This window comes from Streptomyces sp. T028 (assembly GCF_048159505.1).
Classification (GTDB): Bacteria; Actinomycetota; Actinomycetes; order Streptomycetales; family Streptomycetaceae; genus Streptomyces.
In genome coordinates, this window is sequence record NZ_JBLRVZ010000017.1 from 69199 (window position 1) to 84929 (window position 15731).

Below are 15731 nucleotides of genomic sequence, written 5' to 3' on the forward strand. Positions count from 1 at the left end.
CACGGTTGGGGAAGAGTTCTGTGACCTTCGCGACTCATTTGATCGATCATTTTTTACGATGGTTCGGGAACGGTGTGGTCACCGGCCCGACAGCCGGAAATCCAGGGCCGTGCAGCGGCGGCCCGCCGAGACCGTACGCACCGCCTGGCCGATCGCCTTGCGTGAGCCGACGAGGACGACGAGCCGTTTCGCGCGCGTGACGGCCGTATACAGGAGATTCCGCTGGAGCATCATCCATGCTCCCGTGGTGACGGGGATCACCACGGCGGGATATTCACTTCCCTGTGAACGGTGGATCGTCACCGCGTACGCGTGGGCCAGCTCGTCCAGTTCGTCGAACTCGTACGGGACCTCCTCGTCCTCGTCCGTCAGTACCGTGAGGCGCTGGTCCACCGGGTCGAGCGAGGTGACCACGCCCACGGTGCCGTTGAAGACACCGTTCTTCCCCTTCTCGTAATTGTTGCGGATCTGCGTGACCTTGTCGCCGACACGGAAGACCCGCCCGCCGAACCGCTTCTCCGCCAGGTCGGGCCGGCCGGGGGTGATGGCCTGCTGGAGCAGCCCGTTGAGCGTGCCGGCGCCCGCCGGGCCGCGGTGCATGGGCGCGAGCACCTGGACGTCCCGGCGCGGGTCCAGGCCGAACTTCGCCGGGATCCTGCGGGCGGCCACGTCCACGGTGAGCCGGCCCGCCTCCTCGGTGTCGTCCTCGACGAAGAGGAAGAAGTCCTTCATGCCGTCGGTGACCGGATGCTGCCCGCCGTTGATCCGGTGCGCGTTCGTCACCACGCCCGACTGCTGGGCCTGGCGGAACACGCGCGTGAGGCGCACGGCGGGCACCGGGCTGTCGTCGGCGAGGAGGTCGCGCAGCACCTCGCCCGCGCCGACGCTGGGCAGCTGGTCGACGTCCCCGACGAACAGCAGATGCGCGCCCGGCGGTACGGCCTTCACCAGCTTGTTGGCCAGGAGCAGGTCCAGCATCGACGCCTCGTCGACGACCACCAGGTCGGCGTCCAGCGGGCGGTCCCGGTCGTACGCCGCGTCGCCGCCCGGCTTGAGCTCCAGCAGCCGGTGGACGGTCGAGGCCTCGGCCCCGGTCAGCTCGGCCAGCCGCTTGGCGGCGCGACCGGTGGGCGCGGCCAGCACGACCCTGGCCTTCCTGGCGCGGGCCAGCTCCACGATCGAGCGCACGGTGAAGGACTTGCCGCAGCCGGGGCCGCCGGTGAGCACGGCGACCTTCTCGGTCAGCGCGAGCCGTACGGCCGCCTCCTGCTCGGGGGCGAGATCGGCGCCGGTACGGCCCTTCAGCCAGGCCAGCGCCTTGTCCCAGGCCACGTCACGGAAGCCCGGCATCCGGTCCTCCTGCGTGCGCAGCAGGCGCAGCACCTGGGCGGCGAGGGACAGTTCGGCGCGGTGGAAGGGGACGAGGTAGACGGCGGTGACCTCCTCGCCGTCCTCACCGGGCACCTTCTCCCGTACGACACCCGACTCGCCGGAGTCCTCGTCCGGCAGGGCCAGTTCGGCCAGGCACTCGATGACCAGGCCGGTGTCGACCTGCAGCAGCTTCACCGCGTCGGCGATCAGCCGCTCCTCCGGCAGATAGCAGTGACCCTGGTCGGCGGACTGGGACAGCGCGTACTGCAGGCCCGCCTTGACGCGCTCCGGGCTGTCGTGCGGGATGCCGACGGACTGGGCGATCCTGTCGGCGGTGAGGAAACCGATGCCCCAGACGTCGGCGGCCAGCCGGTAGGGCTGGTTCTTCACGACGGAGATCGACGCGTCGCCGTACTTCTTGTAGATGCGGACCGCGATGGACGTGGACACCTCGACGGTCTGCAGGAACAGCATGACCTCCTTGATCGCCTTCTGCTCCTCCCAGGCGTCGGCGATCTTCTTCGTGCGCTTCGGGCCGAGGCCGGGAACCTCGATCAGGCGCTTCGGCTCCTCCTCGATGATCGTCAGGGTGTCGATGCCGAAGTGCTGGGTGATGCGGTCGGCGAAGACCGGGCCGATGCCCTTGACCAGGCCGGATCCCAGATAGCGCCGGATGCCCTGGACCGTGGCCGGCAGGACCGTCGTGTAGTTCTCCACGGTGAACTGCTTGCCGTACTGCGGGTGCGAGCCCCAGCGGCCCTCCATCCGCAACGACTCACCGACCTGCGCGCCGAGCAGCGCGCCGACGACCGTGAGAAGGTCGCCGGCCCCTCTGCCGGTGTCCACTCGGGCGACCGTGTAGCCGTTCTCCTCGTTGGCGTACGTGATGCGCTCCAGTACGCCTTCAAGGGTGGCCAGTCGCCGCTCTCCCGTCTGGGATCCCGTCTGGGAGGCCCCCGCCTGATCGGTCATGATCCGACGGTACAGCCGGGGTCTGACACCGCGGGAGCGGTGCCTGTTCTACGTGTCCCTCTACGTGCTTCCACCGATGCCGTCGTCCCGCCCGCTCCGTAGCCTTCGCCGGGCTGGGCGAGGGCTCGGTGGGCCCTGTGCGCCCAGAAGGGCCCTGGCCCGGCGACCGGTTGATGAGCGAGGGACAGAACCGTTGAACGGCTCAGGACGGATGATCGACGGGCGGTTCGAGCTGCTGGAGCAGCTCGGCTCCGGGGGCATGGGCACGGTGTGGCGGGCGCGGGACGTCGTCCTGCACCGCGACGTCGCCCTGAAGGAGGTGCGCCCCCATGATCCGAGAGCCGCCGACACGGCCGCCGGATCCGTGCGCGTGCGGCACGAGCGGGTGCTCCGCGAGGCCCGTGCGCTCGCCCGGCTCCGGCACCCCAACGTGGTCGCCATCCATCACATCGTCGACGCCGGCCCCTACCCCTGGCTGGTGATGGAGTTCGTGCCCGGGCTGTCCCTCCATGCCCGGCTGGAGGGCGGCCCGCTGGCCCCGCGTGAGACCGCGCGGATCGGTCGGGACGTGCTGGCCGCGCTGCGGGCCGCCCACGCCGCCGGCATCCACCACCGGGACGTCAAACCGGCGAACATCCTGCTGTGCGAGGGCCCGGACCGCACGACGACCGCGGTGCTCACCGACTTCGGCATCGCCGACCTCCCCGGGGTGAGCCCGCTCACCGACACGGGGCTGATGGTCGGCTCGCCCGAGTACATGGCCCCGGAGCGCATCCGCGGCGCCGCCGACGCCCCGGCCTCCGATCTCTGGTCGCTCGGCATCACCCTGTACGTCGCGGTGGAGGGGACCAGCCCGATGCGGCGCGGCACCGGCCTCGCCACCCTCGCCGCCGTGGTCGGCGATCCGGTGCCGCCGCCGGTGCAGGCGGGCCCTCTGGCCCCGGTGCTGTCCCAGTTGCTCGTCCCGGATCCGCAGGCCCGGCCGGACGCCGCGCGCCTGGACGCGATGCTGGCCGCCGTGGCCGGGGGCACGGCGGGAGCGGACGTCCACGTCTCCCCCACGGCTGCGGCTGCGGCCGCGGCTGCGGCCACGAAGCCGCTGGCCCTCGAACCGGACTTTCCTCGGGCGGATGCCCCTCGGGCGGAGGGTCCGGTCGAGGGTCCGGCGGAGGGTCCGGTGGAGGGTCCGGCGGAGGCGCGCACCTCCGGCAGCCAGGCCGACGGGCCGCCGGTCACCCGCCGGACGGCGACCCGGCCCCCTCGCCGTGCCCTGCGGCCCGCACCGCTGATGGCGGCGGCCGCCGTGGTCGCCCTGGCGGTGATCGCCGCGGCGTCGTACCGGTTTCTGGCGCCGGCCACGAAGGCCGACGCCTCGGGGGCGGACCGGACCGGCGGCCCCGCCGCGACGGTCACCGCGACCGTCTCCGGGGCGGCGACGGCGAGCGGAAGCCCCGGGAAGAGCCCCACCGCGGAGGGCTCGGCGAAGGCATCCGCCGGCTCCGCCTCCGCGGGCCGGAGCGCTGCCGCGGCGGCGGCCGGTGGCGCTTCCGGCACCGGCTCGTCCGCGAACTCCGGTACGACACCGCAGGAGACGCCCACCGGCGCCGAGGAGACGACGGCGGCGCCCGACACGGTCGGCGCGGAGGCCTACGCGAACAGCTGGCTCGCGCTGCTCGCCAAGAGCCCGGTCGACTCGGGCACGGCGAAACGGGACCAGAGGCTGGCGGCCGTGCGGGCACAGGTACCCGAGGCGGAGGTGCTGCTCAGCGGCGACTTCGAGTCCCTGGGCGGGGCGTACTGGGTGATCTACGTGCCGCGGTCCTTCGACAGCGGTGTCGCGGCGGTCGACTACTGCGCGACCGTGGGCCGCACCACGGCCGACTCGTGCATGGGCCGCTATCTGAGCCACGACGCGGCGGACGCACCGCTGAAGTGCCAGCCGGACGGCACGGGCGGCGTCACCGGCCGCTGCACGGGGCCCTGACACCGGCGACCGACAGCAGCGACTGACAGCAGCGACTGACAGCAGCACGAGGCCACGGGCGGCCGCGCCCGTGGCCTTTCGTGTGCGCGTGTCGGACGAGGTCACCGGCCCCCTGGCATCACGATCCGGTCTCGGGGTCTTGCATCCCGCCGTGTAATCGATTCCAATCCTCCGTACGCGAGGAATGTAATCGATTCCACGCACGCACGCACTTCATGAACCGAGTCCACAAGGAGGTGGAGCGGCGATGGCGAGCATCAAGGACGTGGCCGCCGAGGCGGGGGTCTCCGTCGCCACGGTGTCGCGCGTCCTGAACGACCATCCGTCGGTCAGCGAGGACGCACGCACGCGTGTGCTTGCCGCCGTCGAGACCCTGGGCTACCGCCCGAACGCCGTCGCCCGGTCGCTGCGCACCGACCAGACCCGCACCCTCGGTCTGGTCATCAGCGACGTGATGAACCCGTACTTCACCGAGCTGGCCCGCTCCGTGGAGGAGGAGGCCCGCGCGCTCGGCTACAGCGTGATCATCGGCAACGCCGACGAACGGCCCGCCCTCCAGGACCACCACGTACGGACCCTCATGGACCGCCGGATCGACGGTCTGCTCGTCTCCCCCACCGACGGCGGCTCGCCGCTGATGCTCGACGCCGCGCGCGCGGGCACGCCGATGGTGTTCGTCGACCGGTGGATCCCGGGTGTCGACGTGCCGGTGGTGCGGGCCGACGGACGGGCCGCCGTACGGGACCTCGTGGCGCATCTGCACGGGCTCGGGCACCGGCGGCTCGCCATCATCGCGGGCCCCGCCGCCACCACGACCGGCAGCGAGCGCGTCGAGGCCTTCCGCGAGGCCCTGGCGGAGTACGGGCTTCCGCTCCCGGACGCCTACACGGGGCAGGGCGACTTCCAGGCCGAGAGCGGACGCCGGGTCACCGACGGCTTCCTCGACCTGCCCGAGCCGCCCGAGGTCGTGTTCGCCGCGGACAACCTGATGGCGCTGGGCGCGCTGGACGCCGTACGCGCGCGTGGGCTGCGTGTTCCCGACGACATCGCCCTGGCCGCGTTCGACGACATCCCCTGGTTCGTGCACACCGATCCGCCGATCACCGCGATCGCCCAGCCCACGGGCGAACTGGGCCGGGCCGCCGTACGGGCCCTGGTCGACCGCATCGAGGGACGGCCCCCGCAGTCCGTCACCCTCGCCGCCCGTCTCGTCGTACGCCGGTCGTGCGGCGAGCCACCGACTTCCGAGACCCCCGAGCCACCGACTTCTTCGGAGTCACCCGCAACGAACAGGAGCCAGTCGTGAGCAACGCGGACGAGTTGCTGCGCATCGAAGGCATACGCAAGACCTTCCCCGGGGTGGTCGCGCTCGACGGCGTCGACTTCGACCTGCGCCGGGGCGAGGTGCACGTACTCCTCGGTGAGAACGGCGCGGGCAAGAGCACCCTCATCAAGATGCTCTCCGGCGCCTACCGCCCCGACGCCGGGCGGATCCTGGCCGGCGGTGAGGAGGTGCGCATCCACGGCGCGCAGGACGCCGAGCGCCTCGGGATCGCCACGATCTACCAGGAGTTCAACCTCGTACCCGATCTGACGGTCGCCGAGAACATCTTCCTCGGACGGCAGCCGCGCCGCTTCGGGATGATCGACCGCAAGAAGATGGAGGCCGACGCCGAGGTGCTCCTCGCGCGCGTGGGCGTGAACGTGTCGCCACGCGCGCGTGTGCGCGAACTCGGCATCGCTCGCCTGCAGATGGTCGAGATCGCCAAGGCGCTGAGCCTGGACGCGCGCGTGCTGATCATGGACGAGCCGACCGCCGTGCTCACCTCCGAGGAGGTCGAGAAGCTCTTCGCGATCGTGCGCACGCTGCGCGAGGACGGCGTCGGGATCGTCTTCATCACGCACCACCTGGAGGAGATCGCCGCCCTCGGCGACCGGGTGACCGTGATCCGCGACGGCCGGAGCGTCGGGCAGGTGCCCGCGTCCACGCCCGAGGACGAGCTGGTACGGCTCATGGTGGGCCGTTCCATCGAGCAGCAGTACCCGAGGGAGCGTGCCGACAAGGGCGCCGCACTGCTGTCCGTCGAAGGTCTCACCCGGGACGGCGTCTTCCACGACGTCAGCTTCGAGGTGCACGCCGGTGAGGTCGTCGGCATCGCCGGGCTCGTCGGCGCGGGCCGTACCGAGGTCGTCCGGGCGGTGTTCGGGGCCGACCCGTACGACAAGGGCGCTGTGAAGGTCTCCGGCGCGCCGGTCGCGAAGGACGACGTCAACGCGGCCATGTCCGCCGGCATCGGACTCGTCCCCGAGGACCGCAAGGGCCAGGGCCTGGTGCTCGACCAGTCGGTGGAGGAGAACCTCGGCCTGGTCACCCTGCGGGCCGCGACCCGCGGCGGGCTCGTCGACCTCAAAGGCCAGCACGCTGCGGCCGAGCGGATCGCCGGGCAGCTCGGGGTGCGGATGGCCGGGCTCCACCAGCAGGTACGCACGCTGTCCGGCGGCAACCAGCAGAAGGTCGTCATCGGCAAGTGGCTGCTCGCCGACACCAAGGTGCTGATCCTCGACGAGCCGACGCGCGGCATCGACGTCGGCGCCAAGGTCGAGATCTACCAGCTGATCAACGAACTCACCGCGCAGGGTGCCGCCGTTCTGATGATCTCCAGCGATCTGCCCGAGGTGCTCGGCATGAGCGACCGGGTGCTGGTGATGGCACAGGGCCGGATCGCCGGCGAACTGACCGCGGACCAGGCCACGCAGGACTCCGTGATGGCCCTCGCGGTAAGCAACCCCTCTGCTTCCTCTACTTCCTCTACTCCCTCTACTCCCTCGACGTCTTCTTCCAGTGAAACGGAGGCCGGCCGTGGCCGCTGACACGCTCAAGAGCACGACGGGCGCCGGCGGCGGCGCCGCGGCGGTCCGCCGACTGCTCCTCGACAACGGCGCGCTCACCGCGCTGACCGCCCTCGTCATCGCCATGTCGGCGCTGTCGGGCGACTTCCTGACCACCGACAACCTGCTCAACGTGGGTGTCCAGGCGGCCGTGACCGCCATCCTCGCCTTCGGCGTGACCTTCGTGATCGTCTCGGCGGGCATCGACCTGTCGGTCGGTTCGGTCGCCGCGCTGTCGGCCACCGTGCTGGCGTGGAGCGCGACCCAGCACGGCGTACCGGTGGCGACAGCGGTCGTCCTCGCCGTGGTGACGGGCATCGCGGCCGGTCTGGTGAACGGTTTCCTCATCGCGTACGGCAAGCTGCCGCCGTTCATCGCCACGCTCGCGATGCTGTCGGTGGCGCGCGGTCTGTCGCTGGTGATCTCCGAGGGCTCCCCGATCGCCTTCCCCGACTCCGTCTCGCACCTCGGTGACACGCTCAGCGGCTGGCTGCCGGTGCCCGTGCTGGTCATGGTCGTCATGGGGCTGATCGCGGCGTTCGTGCTGGGCCGGACGTACATCGGGCGTTCGATGTACGCGATCGGCGGCAACGAGGAGGCGGCCCGCCTCTCCGGGCTGCGGGTGCCGCGGCAGAAGCTCGCGATCTACGCGCTGTCCGGTGTGTTCGCGGCCGTCGCGGGCATCGTGCTCGCCTCCCGGCTGTCCTCCGCGCAGCCGCAGGCCGCCGACGGCTACGAGCTGGACGCGATCGCCGCAGTCGTCATCGGCGGCGCCTCGCTGGCCGGCGGTACGGGCAAGGCGTCCGGCACGCTGATCGGCGCGCTGATCCTGGCGGTGCTGCGCAACGGCCTCAACCTGCTGAACGTCTCCGCGTTCTGGCAGCAGGTCGTCATCGGTGTCGTCATCGCGCTCGCGGTGCTGCTGGACACGGTCCGCCGCAAGGCCGGGGCGACCCCGATGGCGGCCGGTGCCGGGTTCGGCGGGAACGGCGGAAACGGCGGGAACAAGGCCCGGCAGGCGGCGACGTACGGTCTCGCGGCGGTCGTCACCGTGGCGATCGTCGGCGCGACCTCCTTCCTGCACGACGGCTCGTCCTCCGCGGCCGCGAAGCCGAAGGTCGGTCTGGCGCTGTCCACCCTCAACAACCCGTTCTTCGTGCAGATCCAGTCGGGCGCGAAGGCGGAGGCCCGACGGCTCGGTGTGGACCTCACCGTCACCGACGCGCAGAACGACGCCTCGCAGCAGGCCAACCAGCTGCAGAACTTCACCAGTTCCGGCTATGACTCGATCATCGTCAACCCGGTGGACTCGGACGCGGCGAGCAACTCGGTGAACGCCGCCGACAAGGCGAAGATCCCGGTCATCGCCGTCGACCGCGGCGTCAACAAGGCCACCGTGGACGCGCTCGTCGCCTCCGACAACGTGGCCGGCGGTGAGCTCGCCGCCAAGACCGTCGCCGAGAAGCTGGGCGGCAGCGGCAAGATCGTGATCCTCCAGGGCCAGGCGGGCACCTCGGCGGCGCGGGAGCGCGCGGAGGGCTTCGCGAAGGGCCTCAAGGCCTACCCCGGGATCCAGGTCGTGGCCCAGCAGCCCGCCGACTTCGACCGCACCAAGGGCCTCGACGTCATGTCGAACCTGCTCCAGGCGCACCCGGACGTCCAGGGTGTCATCGCCGCCAACGACGAGATGGCGCTCGGCGCGATCAAGGCGCTGGGTTCCAAGGCCGGCACGTCGGTCCAGGTCGTGGGCTTCGACGGAACCCCGGACGGGCTCAAGGCCGTTGAAGGGGGGACGCTGTACGCGTCCGTCGCGCAGCAGCCGTCGCAGCTGGGCAGGATCGCCGTGGACAACGCGCTGCGGGCGGTGCAGGGCAAGAAGGTGGAGGAGACGGTGAAGGTGCCGGTGAAGGTGGTCACGAAGGAGAACGTGGCCGGGTTCAGCGGCTGACCAGGTGAGTGGGCGGGCGGTCACCCTCGCGGGGGCCGCCCGCCCTGAGCCACGTATCAGGGGAGTTGTTTCATGTACGACTACGACCTGCTGGTCGTAGGGTCGGCCAACGCCGACCTGGTGATCGACGTCGAGCGGCGTCCCGGCGCCGGGGAGACGGTGCTCGGCGGCGACCTGGCCGTCCACCCCGGCGGCAAGGGCGCCAACCAGGCCGTCGCGGCCGCACGTCTCGGGGCCCGTACGGCCCTGCTGGCCCGGGTCGGCGACGACGCGTACGGCCGGCTGCTGCTCGACTCGCAGCGGGCGGCCGGGGTCGACACGGCGGGCGTGCTGGTGGGCGGGGCGCCGACGGGGGTCGCGCTCATCACCGTGGACCCGTCGGGCGACAACAGCATCGTGGTGTCGCCGGGCGCGAACGGCCGGCTGACACCGGCGGACGCAGGCGCCGCAGCCGACCTCGTCCGCACCTCCCGGGTGGTGTCGGCGCAGCTGGAGATCCCGCTGGAGACGGTCGTGGCGCTGGCGGCGAGCCTGGCACCGGGCAGCCGCTTCGTGCTGAACCCCTCCCCGCCACGCCCGCTGCCCGCCGTACTGCTCGCGGCCTGCGACCCGCTGATCGTCAACGAGCACGAGGCCAAGGTGCTGCTGGGCGAGGCGTACGACGAGACGTCCGGGCCCGAGGACTGGGCGCGGCTGCTGCTCGCGAAGGGGCCCCGGTCGGTGGTGGTGACGCTGGGCGCGGAGGGCGCGCTGGTGGCGTCGGCGGAGGGCGGTGTGGAACGGGTGCCGTCGGTGAAGGTGAACGCCGTGGACACGACGGGCGCGGGTGACTCCTTCACGGCGGCGCTGGCGTGGAAGCTGGGCGCGGGCGCGTCCCTCGCGGAGGCGGCGGCGTACGCGGCACGGGTGGGGGCGGTGGCGGTGACCCGGCGGGGTGCGCAGGAGTCGTTCCCGACGGCGGAGGAGGTCGACGCGCTGTGAAGAAGGCCGGGATCCTCAACCGTCATCTCGCCGGGGCGCTGGCCGAGTTGGGGCACGGGGACGGGGTGCTGGTGTGCGACGCCGGTATGCCGATCCCGGCCGGGCCGCGCGTGGTCGACCTCGCCTTCCGGGCCGGGGTGCCGTCCTTCGCGGAGGTCGTGGAGGGCCTGCTGGAGGAACTGGTCGTCGAAGGCGCGACGGCGGCCTCCGAGGTACGGGAGGCGAATCCGGCGGCGGCGGGGCTGCTGGCGGGGCACTTCACCCGACTGGCGTACGTCTCGCACGAGGAACTGAAGAAGCTGTCGGCGGGCGCGCGGCTGGTGGTCCGCACGGGCGAGGCACGGCCGTACGCGAACGTGCTGCTGCGGTGCGGGGTGTTCTTCTGAACCGGTGAACCGCTGAGCTGCGGAAACGCCACGGAACGCGGTGGAAGCGCCGCGACATGCTTCGAGGGGCCCGGTCCGTCGACCAGGCCCCTCGGCTTACCCCCTCCAACTGTCGAAACCCCCGCGATCCCCCCAGATCCCCCTCCAGAAGTCCCGACGCCATGTACGACATGCGAGGGCCGGCAAGGGTTGCACGGCTTCCAGAAACGCCTCAAGAAATTTCCGACAGGCGATTTGCCCGAAATGTGACACATGATGTTGTCGTCCCCCCCTCCCCCACCCACGAGGAGTACGACCGTGTCCGAAACGACCGAGGCCCCCGTCACGCCGTTCACCATCGGCGACCCGCTCGACTCCCCCTCCCACCCGGTAGAGATACCGGACATCGACGAGGAGTGGACCGTCGACAAGGGATTCACCTGGGTCTTCCACGGCAAGGACGAGGACGGCAACGACAAGAGCACCCTCACCCGGCCGGTGATCATCGCCGACGGCTTCAACCACGGCAAGAGCAAGCTCAAGGAGCTCTACGAGTTCCTGGAGGGCGAGGACTACCCCCTCATCAGCGAACTCCGCCGACGCGGCAAGGACGTCGTCCTGCTCGGCTTCGACAACCGCACCGACTCCATCATGACCAACTCGAAGGCGGTCGAGGGGACCATCCGTGAGGCCATCGCCCGTCGCAGCGGCAACGAGCGGCTGATCGTCGGCGGCTTCAGCATGGGCGGCCTCATCGCGCGCTACACCCTCGCCCGGATGGAGACCGACTTCCACGAGGACGAGCACCAGACCGGCGTGTACTTCTCGTTCGACACCCCGCACCGCGGTGCCTCCATCCCCGTCGGCGTCCAGGCGTTCGCGTACCTGCTCCCGTACGGCCTGGACCTCAAACCCCATCCCTTCACGCAGCAGATGAACAGCCCGGCCGCGCGCCAGATGCTGTGGCAGCACTACGACAAGACCACCCAGAAGATCGGGGTGGCCCCCGAGCGCACGGCGCTGCTCAACGAGCTGGACCGGGTCGGCCAGTGGCCGCGGATCCCGCGCAAGCTGGCCGTCGCCAACGGCCGCGGCGACGGCATCGGGCTGCCCGACGTCGAGCCCGGCGAGGTGACGCTGCGGCTCGACGTCCGCTACCCCGGCACCACCTTCTACGCCCAGGCGCAGGGCGACGACGTGACGGTCGCCTACCTGAACCGGAAGTTCCCGGCGACCGAGCGGACCATCACGACCAGCGGCTTCCCCGAGCTGGACGGCGCACCGGGCGGCACGCTCGCGACGTACGAGATCCTCGCCAACGCGATGATCGAGGCGGGCGGCGAGGCAGACCTGCGGCACCCGCACGTGTGCTTCGTCCCGTCGGTCAGCGCGGTCGACATCCTGGACTTCGCGCGACAGGAGGACCTGTACGCGAGGGTCGACGGCCTGGACCCCTCCCAGAGCGGCGTGGACGAGTTCCACTGCTCGCCCACGACGACCCCGCACACCCTCCCGACCGAGGAACTGTGCACCTGGCTGATGGCCCGGTTCTAGCCACGGTCTGACGGTGTGCCGTGACCAGGACAGGGGGCATGGCCGAAGCCCTCTGTCCTGGCCGAGCGGGGACAACAGCAAGGCAATCCGCGAGTGGTTGACTCCGGCCGTGGCGGTTCGCGACACAGGCCCGCCACAGAACTCGTAGAGACGGCAAAGCGGAGAAATCACAGCATGCTGAATAAAGTGGCGTTAGACGCAGGCACTTCGGACAAGGTGTGGGCGTGGGCGTCGGCCCGCCCCCGCGGTCTGGGGCGTTTCGCGTTCCGGGGCTGGGCGGCGGCCTTCGCCGCCGGCCTGAGCCTGATGTTCTCGTTCTTCGGCACGAGCGCCGCGTCGGCGGCGGTGCCCACCCTCGGGCCGGCCCACCTGAGCAGCCTGGCGACCGGACGCTGCCTCGACGGCGGCCCCGCCGACGAGGGCGGCAGGGGGGACGTCTACACGAACCCCTGCCAGTCGGGGAACCAATGGCAGCAGTGGCAGGTGGAGATCGTCTACCACGCCAGCTATGACGTCGTGATGGTCCGTCACACGGCGACCAACACATGCCTGAGCCAGCAGCTGGGTCTTGTCACGCTCCCCTGCAACGGTGGCGACGCCTCCCAGCTGTGGCAGGCGAAGGGCTCGGGCTGGAACGACGTCGAGCTCAGGGACATGCCGCTCGCCAACTGCCTGGACGCCGACGGCACCGGCAGCGCCTACATGCTCGGCTGCAACGGCGGCCCGTACCAGCACTGGAAGCTGGGCTAGTACGTCGATGTCGAGGGGCCCGGTCGGCGGACCGGGCCCTTCGCCTTCCCTGACGCCTCCTAGGCGGGAGGCGCGGCGGCCTCGGGGGCGGGCGGCAGGGGGTCGGCCACGAACGACCCCCTTGCTCGTACGGTCACCACCAACCCCCGGTCCCGAAGAATGTCCAGGGCGCGGCGGACCGTCCCCGGACCGACCTTGTACTCATGCGTCATGGTCAGTTCGCCAGGCAGCCGAGTGCCCGGCGGATACGCGCCGGAACGAATCTTCCGTTCGATGATCGCGGCGAGCTGTTCGTACACGTACTGCGGCGGCCGGGGCTGAGCCGACTAGAAGGAGTCGACCTGTGCGCAGGTTACTGGCCGCGATCCTGAGCCTCTTCCTGCCGCCTCGCGGAGCGCACCGCGCCCTCGACGCGCCACCGTTTCTGACCGTCTCTCCGCCCGCACCCGCGCGTCGGACGCACCTCCCGTCGGAGGCCGCCGCATGAGCGGGAGGAGATTCCGTAGCGTCGGCGTCGACCCCGCGACCGGCAAGGAGGCGTTCGTGGTCGCGCGGCCCGGCGGTTTCCTCGAGGAACTGGCCGACGCGCACGCTCTGAAGGCCGCCGCCGTCCTCGTGACGGTCGTCGGTGCCGTACTGGAGGGAGGCAGGTCCTCGGACACCGAACTCGCCGCCTTCGTACCGGCGTTGCACACGGCACTCGAGGAATGCGTCGGAATCATGGCGGCGGACAGAGAGCAGTGAGACAGAGGGGCCCCCGGCGCTGGAAGTGTCCCGGCGCCGGGGCCCTCGGGACTTACCGCCGACAAGCGCCGGGCTACGCGTGCCGGATGACGTCGTAGATCGTCTGGGAGGCGGGTGCCGGGTGCGGGGTGTTGTTCCAGCCGATCTCCCCGGCACGTTTCTCGATCGCCTGCCGTGCCGCTTGAGCTGCGGTTTCGTCCTCAAAGAAGGCGATCGACAGCCCATTGCCCGTCGCAGGATCAATGAGGTGATACGTGCCGTGGACACCCGGCACGCCGGCGGCGGCCTCCAGCACCCAGTCACGGTCGTCTGTCGGCATCGGTTCCCAAACGGCCACCCTTGCGATCATGCTTACTCCTTTGTCCGCTTGCCGAGATTTCAGGATGAGGCCACCTCGAGTGGCTCAAGCTTTTGCGGCGCGGATCGAATAGGTGAGGGGGATCCGCGGAGCGCCTTCAGGATGTCGGTAGATATCGCCGTCGTGGCGCTCCAGCGACTGGCGTTGGAGGTAGAAGGTGTGGTCGTGCTCGTGGAGGAACTCGATTCGTAGGCCGGCTCCGGCGATCGCCGAGACAACGGTCGAGAGACTGTGGCGCCACTCGACGGTCTCGTTGTGCTCGGTCGTCGCCGACTCGTCCGCGTAGGTGCCGGGGCCTCCCGAGGCTTCCGGACCCTCATCGAAGTAGTCGTGCGTGACCGTGCTTCCGGTCTCGTCGTCGAGGACGAAGCTGAAGGGATGGAACTCCGCAAGGTACAGGCACCCTGCGGGAGCGAGCAGTTCAGCGACCACCGACGCCCAGCGGCTGATGTCGGGAAGCCAGTTCAGCGCCCCGAAGCTGGCATAGACGATGTCGAACGTCTCCCCCTCGACCGCCGAGACCGCGTCATAGACGTCCGCGGTCAGGAAGCGTGCGTCGATGCCGAGTTCGGCCGCGAGTCGTGAAGCCGCTTCGACTGCGGGCGGAGAGAAATCCAGCCCGGTGACCTGTGCTCCTCGTACCGCCCAGGACAGCGTGTCCCGGCCGAAGTGGCACTGCAGGTGGATCAGGCTCCGGCCCCTGACATCCCCCACCTCGGCTGTCTCAAAGCCTTTCAGCGAATCGGGCCAGGCGCGGAACCCCTCCATGCCGTAGAAGGCAGTGCCCAGATGAATAGGCACCCGCTCGTCCCAATAGGCCTTGTTCAACTCCCGCCAGCGCCCTGCCAGGTCACCCATGAACCCGGACGATACGCGAAGGCGGACTGGCGCACCCTGACTTCGGGCGGGCCGCTCGGCAAGTCGTATCGTTCCCCGCCGCATGCTCGGACAGGTCGCATACTCTGAGCCCTGTCCGCACTATCTGGGGGAGTCATGACAAGCAGGTTCACCGAGTTGACCGTTGACTGCCACGATCCGGAGAGGCTCGCGGCCTTCTGGTGCGAGGTCCTGGACTTCAAGGTGATCGACCGGAGCGAGGGCAAGGTCGAGATCGGCTCCTGGGTGCCGACCGTCGAGGATGTCCGGGCCCGCCAGATGCCGCCCACCCTGGTGTTCATCCGTGTGCCCGAGGGCAAGACCGTCAAGAACCGGCTTCACCTCGACGTCAGCCCGATCGACGGCAGCACCGAGGACGAGGTGACCAGACTGCTCGGTTTCGGCGCCACCAGGACAGACGTGGGCCAGGGCCCAGACCGTAACTGGGTGGTCATGGCCGACCCCGAGGGCAACGAGTTCGACGTCGTGCGCACCCTGGCACCGCAGAACTAGGCCTTGAGCGGGCACCCAACTCGACCCTTGGGCTTCAAGTGTGACTGTATGAGTTACGGCATGCATATTCCATTGCCATGGAGAATGGCACGACAGTAGAGGGGAAATGCTGGTCTCCGAACAGGAGGAACGCCATGTCCTGTCCACCGCCGATTGACGCGCGCAAAGCACTGGATTTCCTCAGATCCAGTGGTCTGGTCGATCTCAGCCTTCCCCTGGAGCGCGTGGTCGGTCAGGTCAGCCAGCTGGACGATGTCGCAGGCTACGTACTGGCCTGGGAACGCTACGTGCTGGTCGTCGCCAGCGAAGTGGCCGACGTCGCGGCGCCCGCGGACATCTGACCTGCGGGCATCTGACCTGCTGACTCGCTGAAACAAGGTGACTGCCGGGAGGATCACGGTGGAAACAGAGGAACCCGGCGTCCGG

General features: G+C 70.3%; 15 protein-coding genes. 11 read left to right on the forward strand and 4 right to left on the reverse strand.

Annotated elements, in window-relative coordinates:
* Window positions 1-78: 78 nt before the first annotated feature.
* The gene (locus ACLZN2_RS17445) at window positions 79-2343 is read right to left on the reverse strand and encodes an ATP-dependent RecD-like DNA helicase (RefSeq protein ID WP_416979395.1); all 2265 of its coding nucleotides are present in this window, start codon (window positions 2341-2343) and stop codon (window positions 79-81) included.
* Between the two features lie 193 nt (window positions 2344-2536).
* On the opposite strand from ACLZN2_RS17445, the gene ACLZN2_RS17450 reads away from it, so the two are divergent.
* The 8 genes from ACLZN2_RS17450 (at window position 2537) to ACLZN2_RS17485 (ending at window position 12814) form a co-directional block, all read left to right on the forward strand.
* On the forward strand, window positions 2537-4327 hold the full coding sequence (locus tag ACLZN2_RS17450) for a serine/threonine-protein kinase (protein ID WP_416979396.1): 1791 nt from the start codon (window positions 2537-2539) through the stop codon (window positions 4325-4327).
* Window positions 4328-4574: 247 nt separating this feature from the next.
* The gene (locus tag ACLZN2_RS17455) at window positions 4575-5633 is read left to right on the forward strand and encodes a LacI family DNA-binding transcriptional regulator (RefSeq protein WP_416979397.1); all 1059 of its coding nucleotides are present in this window, start codon (window positions 4575-4577) and stop codon (window positions 5631-5633) included.
* The gene (locus ACLZN2_RS17460) at window positions 5630-7198 is read left to right on the forward strand and encodes a sugar ABC transporter ATP-binding protein (protein WP_416979398.1); all 1569 of its coding nucleotides are present in this window, start codon (window positions 5630-5632) and stop codon (window positions 7196-7198) included. Before ACLZN2_RS17455 ends, ACLZN2_RS17460 begins: the two co-directional genes overlap by 4 nt.
* Window positions 7188-9164 carry a substrate-binding domain-containing protein gene (locus ACLZN2_RS17465; protein WP_416979399.1) on the forward strand — a complete coding sequence of 659 codons (1977 nt, stop codon included), beginning with the start codon at window positions 7188-7190 and terminating at the stop codon, window positions 9162-9164. Before ACLZN2_RS17460 ends, ACLZN2_RS17465 begins: the two co-directional genes overlap by 11 nt.
* A gap of 72 nt (window positions 9165-9236) precedes the next feature.
* Window positions 9237-10145, forward strand: a complete 909-nt coding sequence (locus ACLZN2_RS17470) for a ribokinase (protein ID WP_416979400.1) — start codon at window positions 9237-9239, stop codon at window positions 10143-10145.
* On the forward strand, window positions 10142-10531 hold the full coding sequence (gene rbsD, locus ACLZN2_RS17475) for a D-ribose pyranase (RefSeq protein ID WP_416979401.1): 390 nt from the start codon (window positions 10142-10144) through the stop codon (window positions 10529-10531). The genes ACLZN2_RS17470 and rbsD overlap by 4 nt, the downstream gene beginning before the upstream one ends.
* A 297-nt stretch (window positions 10532-10828) precedes the next feature.
* Entirely contained in the window at window positions 10829-12064 is a 1236-nt protein-coding gene (locus ACLZN2_RS17480) for an esterase/lipase family protein (RefSeq protein ID WP_416979402.1), read from the forward strand.
* Between the two features lie 186 nt (window positions 12065-12250).
* Window positions 12251-12814, forward strand: a complete 564-nt coding sequence (locus ACLZN2_RS17485; protein WP_416979403.1) for an RICIN domain-containing protein — start codon at window positions 12251-12253, stop codon at window positions 12812-12814.
* Window positions 12815-12873: 59 nt separating this feature from the next.
* Here ACLZN2_RS17485 and ACLZN2_RS17490 read toward each other — a convergent pair whose 3' ends face one another.
* Window positions 12874-13113, reverse strand: a complete 240-nt coding sequence (locus tag ACLZN2_RS17490) for a GntR family transcriptional regulator (protein ID WP_416979404.1) — start codon at window positions 13111-13113, stop codon at window positions 12874-12876.
* Window positions 13114-13297: 184 nt separating this feature from the next.
* Here ACLZN2_RS17490 and ACLZN2_RS17495 point away from each other — a divergent pair, with 184 nt between their 5' ends.
* Window positions 13298-13558 (forward strand): hypothetical protein, encoded by a 261-nt coding sequence (locus ACLZN2_RS17495; protein ID WP_416979405.1) that lies wholly within the window; start codon window positions 13298-13300, stop codon window positions 13556-13558.
* Window positions 13559-13631: 73 nt separating this feature from the next.
* On the opposite strand, the gene ACLZN2_RS17500 is transcribed toward ACLZN2_RS17495, so the two are convergent.
* Window positions 13632-13907 carry a hypothetical protein gene (locus tag ACLZN2_RS17500; RefSeq protein WP_416979406.1) on the reverse strand — a complete coding sequence of 92 codons (276 nt, stop codon included), beginning with the start codon at window positions 13905-13907 and terminating at the stop codon, window positions 13632-13634.
* 54 nt (window positions 13908-13961) lie between these two features.
* Window positions 13962-14774 (reverse strand): class I SAM-dependent methyltransferase, encoded by an 813-nt coding sequence (locus ACLZN2_RS17505; protein WP_416979407.1) that lies wholly within the window; start codon window positions 14772-14774, stop codon window positions 13962-13964.
* Window positions 14775-14909: 135 nt separating this feature from the next.
* Here ACLZN2_RS17505 and ACLZN2_RS17510 point away from each other — a divergent pair, with 135 nt between their 5' ends.
* Both ACLZN2_RS17510 and ACLZN2_RS17515 read left to right on the forward strand, forming a co-directional pair.
* Entirely contained in the window at window positions 14910-15305 is a 396-nt protein-coding gene (locus tag ACLZN2_RS17510; protein ID WP_416979408.1) for a VOC family protein, read from the forward strand.
* A gap of 134 nt (window positions 15306-15439) precedes the next feature.
* On the forward strand, window positions 15440-15646 hold the full coding sequence (locus ACLZN2_RS17515) for a hypothetical protein (protein WP_416979409.1): 207 nt from the start codon (window positions 15440-15442) through the stop codon (window positions 15644-15646).
* Window positions 15647-15731 lie beyond the last annotated feature (85 nt).